The sequence below is a fragment of the Bradyrhizobium sp. genome (assembly GCF_049691595.1).
Taxonomy (GTDB): Bacteria; Pseudomonadota; Alphaproteobacteria; order Rhizobiales; family Xanthobacteraceae; genus Bradyrhizobium.
In genome coordinates, this window is the sequence record NZ_JBAVNZ010000364.1 from 1 (window position 1) to 9,795 (window position 9,795).

The 9,795-nt window shown below is 65.4% G+C and carries 5 protein-coding genes and 1 pseudogene; 4 read left to right on the forward strand and 2 right to left on the reverse strand.

Translation table 11 applies throughout. The annotated features are described in order from the left end of the window. Positions 1-358, reverse strand: a pseudogene (locus WCE35_RS16070) (tetratricopeptide repeat protein); the annotation flags it as partial. 570 nt (positions 359-928) lie between these two features. Here WCE35_RS16070 and WCE35_RS16075 point away from each other — a divergent pair. From WCE35_RS16075 to WCE35_RS16090, 4 genes are read left to right on the forward strand one after another with little or no spacing between them, the layout of a single operon-like run. Continuing rightward, the gene (locus tag WCE35_RS16075) at positions 929-1,864 is read left to right on the forward strand and encodes a class I mannose-6-phosphate isomerase (RefSeq protein WP_424594327.1); all 936 of its coding nucleotides are present in this window, start codon (positions 929-931) and stop codon (positions 1,862-1,864) included. After that, positions 1,861-4,146, forward strand: a complete 2,286-nt coding sequence (locus WCE35_RS16080; protein ID WP_424594328.1) for a glycosyltransferase family 4 protein — start codon at positions 1,861-1,863, stop codon at positions 4,144-4,146. Before WCE35_RS16075 ends, WCE35_RS16080 begins: the two co-directional genes overlap by 4 nt. Positions 4,147-4,178: 32 nt before the next feature. Continuing rightward, complete coding sequence (locus WCE35_RS16085; protein WP_424594329.1) at positions 4,179-5,474, forward strand: glycoside hydrolase family 130 protein; 1,296 nt, start codon at positions 4,179-4,181, stop codon at positions 5,472-5,474. 46 nt (positions 5,475-5,520) lie between these two features. Further along, positions 5,521-5,763, forward strand: coding sequence for a hypothetical protein (locus WCE35_RS16090; RefSeq protein WP_424594330.1), 243 nt, complete (start codon positions 5,521-5,523; stop codon positions 5,761-5,763). 116 nt (positions 5,764-5,879) lie between these two features. Here WCE35_RS16090 and WCE35_RS16095 read toward each other — a convergent pair whose 3' ends face one another. Further along, a complete protein-coding gene (locus WCE35_RS16095; protein ID WP_424594331.1) occupies positions 5,880-9,590 on the reverse strand; it encodes an AsmA-like C-terminal region-containing protein in 3,711 nt (1,236 codons plus the stop codon). Between the last annotated feature and the right edge of the window lie 205 nt (positions 9,591-9,795).

Sequence of the window (9,795 nt, forward strand, 5' to 3'; positions counted from 1 at the left end):
TGCGATAGGAGTAGCCGATCAGATTGGCGACATTCGGATGATCGTCGTGGCCGAGCGCTTTTAGCTGCCCGATGGCGTCAGCATAGGCGTTGCGGTCATAGATCGCCGCATAGGCGGCGCGGTAGCCCTGGACAAAACCGGCATCGTCGAGGCTGGACTGCTTGGTGGCTTTCTTCTTGCTCTTGTGGGTGGTCTTGTTGGCGGGCGTCGATCTTGTGCCAGGCGCCGGCGAGGTGACCGAATCAGAATCGCCACCACCGCCACCACCGGCGGCAAGAGCCGACATGAGCGAGGGCGCTGCGACCAGCGCCATCAGGAATATTGCCAATGCTGCCAACCTGATTGCGGTCTTGATCATGAATGCCTCCTGCTGTCGCGCGAGGATTATGTCTCCAGCCATATCGATAAACCCCGCTCTGCCCGGCACATTCCCGGTTCCGCCAGGCTAGTACCTATGTGAAACCCGTGAATCAGGCCTGATACCAAATCTGAAATATTCAGAGTCGATCAGCATCGTGTATCACACCTCCGGCGCGCATCGCGACGCGATGAGCGTGTTTCGCACCATCGCGACCGGCCGGACCCCTGGGGTTAGCTGCGGACCAGCCCGCGGATTGGAAGACGTGCCTGCGACGATGGGCGTCAGAAGCGCGGGAAACCAGATCGCCAATTCCCGCCAGGCCATTCGATCAGCGGGAGACGGTCATTTTCCTTCATTTTCGGGACTTTTCAGCATAATGCCGGTGCGGACGGTGCTAAAGACCGCGCCCGGCTTGATATGCGGCGCTGGAGTAGCCACCTAACACCTAGCGCAAGATCGCTCGAAGCGTTTGTCCGTAAAGGCGACGCCCTAGCCACACAGCTCCTATGGACGATATCGGCCAACGGCCCGTCACTCCGACGTGCGCGTCACGGGTCAGGACAACCTATGCCCATCGAACATGCCTCCGTACGGGTCGTGCACAAGCCCTGGGGGGTCAGCGATCTCCAACCCTGGAGCAGTATCGACGGCACAGGTGACGCCGTCGGTGAGCTGTGGTTCGAGCGGGCCGACAGAACTGCTCCGGTGCCGACCTTGCTGCTCAAGCTGCTGTTCACCAGCGAGCCGTTGTCGATCCAGGTTCATCCCGACGATACTTTCGCGCGTGCGATGGGGATGCCGAACGGCAAGAGCGAGGCATGGTACATTCTCTCGGCAAGCGCGGATGCGCGGATCGGCGTTGGATTGACGCACCGGGTAACGCCACAGCAATTACGGGCGTCGATCAGGAACGGCTCGATCGCCGAACTGGTTCACTGGCGTCCGGTTGCGAAAGGCGATGTCATCTTCGTCCCGGCCGGCACGATCCACGCCATCGGCGCCGGCATCGTGCTGGCCGAAATTCAGCAGCATAGCGACGCGACATTCCGCCTGTTCGACTACGGCAGCCAGCGCGAATTGCACGAGGACAATGGCGTGGCAGTTGCCAATCCATGGCCGCTTCGAACGCCGTGCCATCCGACGCGCCTCACCGAGGCCCGAACGGTTCTGGTGGCGAGCCGACATTTCGTTCTTGAGCGACTTGACCTGTCCGGGGGTTCAAGCTGGGCGATGCTCGCCGAGCCGGAGACCTGGTTTCTCGTTCTCGACGGCCACGCGGCGCTTGGATTGGAGGCGGCATCCATCGGACAGGCGATCTTCGTTGGTGGCGGTCGCACGAGCATCGAGGTCGGCCCCAACGGGTTGAGCGCCCTGATCGCGTATCCGGCTGCCGCTCCAGTCGCCACGCTGCTGCGGCGGCTCGATGAGCCGTCGACCAAACCTGTTCCGCCTGCCGCTCCCGCCGTTTTGCAATTGACCGGCCTTGCCGAGGCACGAACGTGACGCCGCTCCGCAAGATCGCGGTGATCGGCAATTCGCTGCCCCGCCGCTGCGGAATCGCAACCTTCACGACCGACCTGCAACGCGCGATATCAACTTCACGGCCAAGCCTGGAGACCTGTATCGTGGCGATGACCGACCACGGTCAGGCCTATGACTATCCCCGTTCGGTCGCGTTGCAGATCAACGATGGCGCCATCGAGGAATATGTGCGCGCCGCGGCGTTTCTCAACGCCGGCCGTTTCGACGTCGTCTGCCTGCAGCACGAATTCGGAATTTTCGGCGGCGAAGCCGGCGCCAACATCCTGGAACTGCTGTCGCGCCTCACCATGCCGGTCGTGACGACGCTGCACACGGTGCTGGCCAATCCGACGGCAACCCAGCGCGCGGTGACGGCGCGCATCGTCGAGGCCTCCTCGAAGGTCGTGGTGATGGCCGACAAGGCCCGCGAACTGCTGCGCAGCGTCTATCGGGCACCGGACGACAAGGTCGAAGTGATCGCCCATGGCATTCCCGACTTTCCGTTTGTGGAGCCTGACGCGGCAAAGGCCAAATTCGGCTTCAGCGGCCGTTCCGTCATCCTGACATTCGGCCTGCTATCCCCAAGCAAGGGCATCGAAGTCATGATCGACGCCATGCCCTCGATCCTGAAACGTCGTGCGGATGCGGTCTATGTCGTGCTCGGTGCGACCCACCCCAATCTGGTTCGCGATCAGGGCGAAGCCTACCGCGAGAGCCTGACGACGCGCGTGCGGGAACTCGGCGTCGAGAACCACGTCGTATTCCTCGACCAGTTCGTTGATCAGGCCACGCTGCTCGAATTCATTTCGATGTGCGACGTCTACGTTACGCCCTATCTCAACGAGGCGCAGATGACGTCGGGTACGCTGGCCTACAGTTTCGGCCTCGGAAAACCGGTCGTCTCGACGCCCTATTGGCACGCGCTCGAGCTTTTGGCCGATGGCCGCGGCGTTCTGGTTCCCTTTGGCGACCCGGCGGCGATCGGCGACGAAATCGCGCAATTGCTCACCGATGGCCCGCGCCGGCGAGCGATGCGGGAACGTGCCTACGCGACCAGCCGGTCGATGACGTGGGAGCGCACCGGCGAGCGTTACATGGCGACCTTCGAGAATGCGCGGCAGGGTCACTGGTTGAAGGTCATCGCGCGCACCGCTCCGGACGCGATCGCGTCGCGCGGTCCCGCCGCGCCGGAGATGCACATTAGTCATTTTCTGGCGATGTGCGACGATACCGGGCTGTTCCAGCACGCCGTGCATTCGGTGCCCGATCGCTCGCACGGCTATTGCGTGGACGATAACGCCCGCGCGCTGCTGTTGGCCTGTGCGCTCAATGCTCCGGGCGAAGACCCCCTTTCGGAAGTCCTGACCGCCCGGTTTGCCGCTTTCGTGCAGCACGCGTGGAATCCCGGCACCGGACGATTTCGCAACTTCATGGGCTTCAACCGGACCTGGCTCGAAGACAGTGGCTCCGAAGACAGTCACGGGCGAACCTTGTGGGCCCTGGGTGAGTGCGCGCGCAAGGATGCCAGCCCGTCACGGCGTCGATGGGCCGCCGCCTTGTTTGCCCAGGCATTACCGACCGTAAAGTCCTTTCGTTCGCCGCGCGCATCGGCCTTCACACTGCTGGGGCTGGATGGCTATTGCGCGGTGGCTCCCGATGACCTCCGCGCCCGGGAAATACGTCGTGGTCTCGCAGACCGGTTGATGTCCGGCCTGGCTTCGGTCGAGACGCCGGACTGGCCGTGGTTCGAGGAAGGCCTTGCGTATGACAATGCGCGGCTGCCGCAGGCCTTGATGGTGACAGGCATGGCGACGCAAACGCCCGGCTATGTCGATGCCGGGTTGAGGTCGCTACGCTGGCTGATGACCCAGCAAACGACATCGACGGGTCAATTCCGGCCGGTCGGTACCGCCGGTTTCGGCGAACTGCGAAAACCTCCGCGCAATTTCGATCAGCAGCCGGTGGAAGCCACGGCGACGATTGCCGCCTGCCTGACGGCGTGGCGCGCGGACGGCGATGCCGAATGGAAGGCTGTCGCAGCGAACGTCTTCGCCTGGTTTCTCGGCAGCAACGATCTGTCGATCGCGCTCGTCGATCCCGAGAGCGGCAGTTGCCGCGACGGACTGCATCCCGACCGCGCCAACGAAAATCGCGGCGGCGAGTCGGTGGTGTCCTATCTGCTCGGTCTTGCGGAGATTCGTCAGCTCGAGCGCGTTCATGTCAGCCCGGCAAATTCCGTGGCGCTTCGCGCCGTCGGCGCTTGATGTCACTCCCACTCCGGCAAACCGAGGGCACCTTGTTGCAAGCGACTTTCCTGCATCGGCAGGCGCTCTATCTGCGCCCCGACCCCGCGCGCGTGATCGTGCGTCCGTTCAAGCCGGCGACTGAACCGCGCGATCTGAACCCCACCGACAAGACACGCGCCAACCATATCGTCGAACGGGTTCTCGCGCTCGATCCGAAGGCCGCGGCCAGCCAGCTGGCGGAGGTGCTGGACAACTTCCAGGGCCGGCATCGCAACCTGCTGGAGACCTTCGAGCTCCGTGCCGACGAAATGGAGGAGGCGCTCGCGGCGCATGGCAGCTTTTCCGAAGTCCAGCGCCAGTTGATCGGCGCCTATTTTCTCAACGAGTACTCGTTCGAGGCGTCGGCGCTGTTCAATCCCAGCATCGTGCCCCACCCCGACCAGTCAGGGACACCGCAAGGCGGCTTGCGCTTTATTCTCAGCCTCCGCGCCGTCGGCGAAGGACATGTGTCGTCGTTGACGTTTCGCGCCGGCACCATCGCCGCCGACGGCAGCCTTGAAGTCGATCCCACAGCCCGGCTCGCTTCAAGTCCGCGGATTGGATATCGGGTATCCGGACCGATCGGCGACGAGGTTGAGGTGGTCTTCAAGCCGGACGAAGATATCAGTGAACGCGTCATCTTTCCGGTAACGGAATCCCAGTCACACGGCATCGAAGACGCCCGCTTCGTCGAATTCACCGATGGCGGCCGGAAGACCTATTACGCAACCTATACCGCCTACCAGGGCACCGCGATCCGGTCGGAGCTGATCGAGACCAGCGACTTCCTGTCATTTCGGATGTCGCCCCTGCACGGCGCGGCCACGCGCAACAAGGGCATGGCGTTATTCCCGCGCAGGATTGACGGCAAGTACGCCATGATCGCTCGACAAGACAACGAGAACCTCTATCTGGTCTATTCGGACGACCTGTACAAATGGGACGGTGGTCAGGCGATCCTGAAGCCGCAATTTCCCTGGGAGTTCGTGCAGATCGGCAACTGCGGATCGCCGATCGAGCTGGACGAGGGCTGGCTGCTGTTGACCCATGGCGTCGGCCCGGTGCGAAAATATTCGATCGGCGCGGCGCTGCTCGACAAGCGCGACCCCTCCAGGGTGCTGGCGCGTTCCAGCGAACCGCTGTTGCGGCCGGAACCGTCCGAGCGCGAGGGCTACGTTCCGAACGTGGTCTATACCTGCGGGGCGATGCGGCACAACGATCAGATCATTTTGCCCTACGCCGTATCGGACACCTACTCCAACTTTGCGACCATCAGGATTTCCGCCCTGATGCAAGCGATGTCCTGAATCCGAAGTCGCGCGATACGGCCTTGTGTACTCAAAGGAGAGCCCGATGCCTCGCGAGACCAGCTACTTCGTTCAGGCCTTCAACACCGGCCGAGGGGGAAACCTCAAGGCCGATGCTCCGATCGCCTGCAAAACGGCAGTCGGCGCGCTGCGAACGGCAGAGCGACTGGCGCTGAGCAAGCTCGGCGTGGTCGCCTTCTCATCCACCGGCGATGCCGAGATGGGCGACTATGACGACGAGCCGACGGTCATCTTCCGGAAGGGCGAACTTCCATCGGCCTTCGACTGAGGCGGTTCGCCGAATTGATGCGGGCGACGCCGGAGAGCCGACCAACCATCTCGATCCCGCATCGATCGAAGCGCCGCAGCACCCGCTGCACGGGAACTCGCGAAGCAATTGCCCTTTCAAAACGCCGGTCGCGACGGCGGATTGGCGACCTGCGGTGTCAATGCGAGCGGCGGCCGCGGCCTCGGCTTGATGGCGCCGGGCACAGGTTTGACGTCGATCGGCGGCGGCAGCGGCGCCACCTGCAGCTGGCTGGCGACGGGCGCGGGCGAATTCGGTGCAGGCGCATTGGCAACGGGCGGCGCAAGCGGCGGCCGCGGCGCGCCGACCCTGGGCTTTTGCCGCAACCTGCGCGGATCGCGGCCTGCCGGCGTCACGTCGGAAAGCGGGTCGGCCGGATTCAGATCCGGTGCTTCCAGCGCGGGCAGCGCCTCTGCCGGCGGCGGGATCGAGGCCGGGGTCGGCTTCGGTATCGCCGGCGGCGGCTCGCCGCGCTCGATCGCATCCAGCCGCCTTGTTTCGCGATCAATCACCCTCACCGCGAGCCAGGACGACAATGCGGTCACATCGAGCGTGCGATTGAGCGCATCGGCCGTGCCCGCCGCGAACAGCTGGATTTCCGGATGGCTGGTCGCCGTCCCCGCGGCGGTCGACGCCAGCGCCACGCGGATGTCGGCCTGATCGGCCGGAATATCATAGCCGCCGGAGACGATGACGCGGGCGCCATTGGCATCGAGCGCGGTTGCGCCGACGCGAAGCCGGCCATCCCTGATGTTGAACGGAATTTGCGCGGAGGCAATCGACAGCGCGCCGGCGGCCAGTACCGGCTCGACGATCCGCTTCAGCCGCGCATCATCGATCGCCTGGCCGCTGTCGATGGCGCGGATCGCCACGTCGAACGCGCGCGGATCGAGGCCGGCGATCCTTGCCTGCTCCAGCGTCACCGTTCCGCTGCCGGACAGCGCCCCCGTCAATGCCGACGCGCTGCGCCCCTGGCTCATCAGCGTCATCTGCATCGACGCACGCCCCTTCGGCATCGCCAGACTCCGGTAGCGCAGCGCCGCGCCATCGACGCCGCGGAGATCAAGGCTTGCATTCAAGATCGTTCCATTGATGCTTTGCCTGACGTCGATATTGGCGGCCGCTTCGCCACCGCCGATCCTGCCCGTGAGGGCATCGAGCGTCAGCGACTGACCGTCGCCCTTGATCGTGCCGCTCACCGGCTGCAATTCACCGCCGCCGGGAAGTAAACCGCGCAGCGCCTGAAAGGCGATACGGCCGCGCCAGCCCGTGGTGAATCCCAGGCCGAGCGGCTCGGCGGCATCATGTCCGGCGGCGCCGATCGCCAGCGCGAACGCCGGCGCCAGCGCGATCTGGTCGAGCCCGATTTCGCCGTCGATGTTCTTCTCGTCGCCAAGGGTGAGCGCCAGGCGGCCGCGCAGCCGCGAACCGGCAATGGTGCTGTCGAGATCGTCGAAGGTAAGCTTGTTGCCCGAAAGCAAGACGCGCGACGACAGGCCGATGTTTTGCGCCAACGTGTCGGACGGCTTGAGATCGAGCAGCGGCCCGAGATCGACACGCCGTACTCTCAAATTGACGCTGGCCCTGGCCTCCTGCGCCCAGGGCTCGGCAGAACCTTCGGCGGCCGCATCGAGCCCCGCCCCCGAAATCCTCGCCTTCAGCCGCAGCGGCGCACGAAAGGCGCCGGCGAGCGAACCTTCGAATTGCGCCGCGCCTTCGCCCGCCGCGATCGCATGATCGAGACCGAGCAAGGCGAGCAGCGCGCGCCCCTGCGCCGACGACAGTTTTGCCTCGATGCCGATCTCGCCGCGGCCGAGCGCATCGAGATCGAAGCCGCGGATCGCCGCGACATTTGGCGTCGCGGTGACGGCGACGACGCCCTTGAGCTGCGGCGCATCGAGATCGAGCACGGCGCGCGCGGCGACCCGATCGGCCTGGCCTGCGTTGCGGTCGAGATCGAGCGCCAATTTTGCGCGCACCGGGCCTGGACCCGTTGCCAACGCCGTGAGCCGCGCCGCAACGGACGGCGCGAACGGCGCCATCAGCCCGGCAAGCTGGCCGAGCGACGCCGCGCCGGAAGTGAGCGCCAGTTTTCCGGTCGCATTGACGCGGTCGAAACGGCCCGCGCCTTCCAGCGTCGCGCCGTCAGGCTGGCCGATCTTCAATCGCTCCAGCGCAAGCGTCTTCGCATCATAGCCGAATCTCGCGACCAGCGGACGCAGTTCCTGACCGGGCAAGATCGCGCGGCCGATATCGAGCGAAAGCTTTGCCTCGTCCGGCCACTCCGCCGGCGGTACCGCCAGCGAACCCAGCAAGGCGCTGGCGGCTTCGACATCAACGCGCTCCGCCTTCAGGTCCGCCTCGATCCGCGAGCCGGTGTTGACCTGCCTGCCGGAGAACGCCACCCGCCCCACGACCGCGCTGCCATCGACCTCGGCCTTCATGGCATCGATGGCGAAGCCGTCGGGCGCTATCGTGACATCGCCGCGCAGCCGCAGCGGCTTCTGGCTGCGATAAATGATGTCGCCGCGGCCCTGCGACCAATTGATCAGCGCACCGGGATCGGAGGATTCGACATCGAGCGCCGCCTTGAAACGGTCGGGCGATGCGTTTGGCGCGCTCACTCCGCTCAGCGACACCCGCGTCGCGCCGGGTGCGCGAAACTCCGCCCGGCGCACGGTCCAGGATTTCGCGTCTCCCCGCAGTTCGGCGGCGATGTCCTGCAACGGCCGCCCGCCGAGCATGACCTGCTCGGCGGTGAGTTCGACTTGCGAGGGGATCGGAGCTGGCGGAATTGCCGAGATCAGCGCGCGCAGCGCCACCATCATGCCAATTGGCTCGGCAATCATGTTGTCCCTGGCGACAAACCGGTCGGCATCGAGCTGTCGCGCCGACAGCGTCGCCCGCAGCAGCGGCGAGGCGCCGAAGCGAATCTCGCCACTGCCTGCGAGCTTCAGCGCGCGCTCTTCCGCGCCGTAACTCACCTCGACCTGATCGAGCCGCGCGGCCGAGGGATCGGCCTTGACCCGGGCCGCGATGCGCCAGGGCGATTGCAATCCTTGGTCGCCCTTTGGCTTTGGCTCGGCCGCTGCGGCCAGCGTCACCGCGCCGTCGAAGCGCGGCGCGCGCGTCTCGAAGCTGAGCATGCCTTCGAGGTCGACCGCGAGCGTGCGCTGTCCGGGATCGATATTGAGGTGGACGCGGGTGCCATTGCCGTCAGGGCCCTGTCCGGAGGAAACCCGAAACGGGTAACGCGTCCCCTCCAGCATGAAATGGCCGTCGCCGCGCACCGATCCGGCCAGCGAACGCACATCGCCGGCAAAGGCGATGTCGCTCAGTTCGATGGTGCCGCGGCTCGCCGCATCATGCAGGGCGAGGCGGCCGGTGAGATTGAGCCGGTCGATCGCCAGCGATCCCAGATTGAAGGTTCCACTCGAGGCCGGCCAGTCGATCCGGCCCTTCGGATCGAGGCCGAGATCGAGCGACATGCCGCTGACCGTCAGCTCGGTGGCGCGCCACTCGCCGCGCATCAGTGAGCCCAGGCTGAACTCGACGTCGAGCTTGTCAGCCCGGACCTTGCCGAGATCATTGGCGCCGCCGACCGCGACGGAACGCAGCCTCAGCGACGGCGCCGGCAACAGACGCGCATCGAGTTCGCCGCCGACGCGGACCGGCGCGCCGATGATCCGCGTCGCCTCGGCCTCGAATTGCGGCCGGAACTGATTCCAGTCGACGAAATACGGCCCGACCAGCGCGGCCAGCAGCGCAATGATAAAGGCGATCGCCAGGCCGAGCAGCGTCGTCTGCACGGTGTCTCCCCATGGATCCGCTCCGGCTGCCGGCCGTGCAACGCCGGGCTCAGCGCCGAAGCTGGCTATTATATAGGAGCAAGTGTGGCGAAGTCACAGCGGCATCGCTGCCGGAGCCCGTCCGGTTTTGATTAATCAGAACCGGGGCTTGGCGCGGGCGAGCAGCGCGGCAAAACGGCGCGTCTCGAACCACGAGGCCGTGGGC